This window comes from Gordonia jacobaea (assembly GCF_001186365.1).
Lineage (GTDB): Bacteria > Actinomycetota > Actinomycetes > Mycobacteriales > Mycobacteriaceae > Gordonia > Gordonia jacobaea.
Genome location: NZ_LDTZ01000002.1, coordinates 1 through 1129, shown reverse-complemented (window position 1 = coordinate 1129; position 1129 = coordinate 1). Strand labels below are relative to the sequence as shown.

Below are 1129 nucleotides of genomic sequence, written 5' to 3'. Positions count from 1 at the left end.
CTAGTGTCGCGTGTCGTTAATTAGTTTATGGTTCGTGGTTTGAGAGAATTGGCTATGGCGAATTCTGCGGCCCCGGCTCTTGGCCTGCGTGATGGTGATGCGGATGAACTTGATCGGCTACTACGGTCGACGTCGACGCCTGCGGGGCTGGTGCGTCGGGCGCGGATCGTGACTCTTGCTGCTGCAGGGGTGGCCAATTCGCGGATCAGCGAGGTTGTCGGGACGTCGGTGCCGACGGTACTCAAGTGGCGTTCCCGGTATCTCCATGACGGCCTCGACGGACTTCTTGACGCCCAACGATCGGGTCGCCCAAGACATCTCGATCACGCGGGTGTCATCTCGGCGACGTTGAAGCCACCGCCCAAGAAGTATGGGGTGACCCACTGGTCATCACGCCTGTTGGCCAGTCACCTCGGGATCGGCAACGCCACGGTCGCCCGCGCGTGGCGTGAGTATGGGGTACAGCCGTGGCGTTCGGGGACGTTCAAGTTCTCCACCGACCCGGAGTTGGTCGCCAAAGTCACCGATGTCGTCGGCCTGTATCTGGCACCGCCGGAGAATGCGATCGTATTGTGCGTGGACGAGAAGTCCCAGATTCAGGCCCTCGACCGCACCGCGCCTATGCTCCCGATGCAGCCAGGACAGATCGAACGCCGAACCCACGACTACAAACGCCACGGCACCACCACACTGTTCGCCGCACTGGAGATCGCGACCGGACAGGTGACCGCCACAGTCAAGCCACGGCACCGCCACCAGGAGTTCTTGTCGTTCCTCAGGCAAATCGACCGCACCTACGGCGACCAGGAGTTACACCTGGTGATGGACAACTACGCCACCCACAAAAAGTCGGCAGTCACCGAGTGGATCGCCGCGCACCCCAACATCCACGTCCACTTCACCCCGACATCAGGGTCGTGGCTCAACCTCGTCGAGGTCTGGTTCGGCATTATCGACCGGCAAGCGATCCGGCGTGGTGTGTTCACCTCAGTCAAGGACCTCAACGCGAAGATCCGAGCCTTCATCAACGGCTGGAACGACCGCAAACACCCCTTCGTGTGGACGAAACCGGTCGAGGAGATTCTCAAGAAAGCTCAACCGAAAACCAACTAACGAAACGCGACACTAG

1 protein-coding gene is annotated in these 1129 nt (G+C 60.6%); it reads left to right on the top strand.

The annotated features are described in order from the left end of the window. Nucleotides 1-54 precede the first annotated feature (54 nt). Entirely contained in the window at nt 55-1113 is a 1059-nt protein-coding gene (locus ABW18_RS00015; protein WP_049697012.1) for an IS630 family transposase, read from the top strand. Nucleotides 1114-1129 lie beyond the last annotated feature (16 nt).

What these genes read in the sequence shown, in the direction of transcription:
- ABW18_RS00015 (WP_049697012.1), top strand. Translation starts at nt 55, where the DNA reads ATGGCGAATTCTGCGGCCCCGGCTCTTGGCCTGCGTGATGGTGATGCG.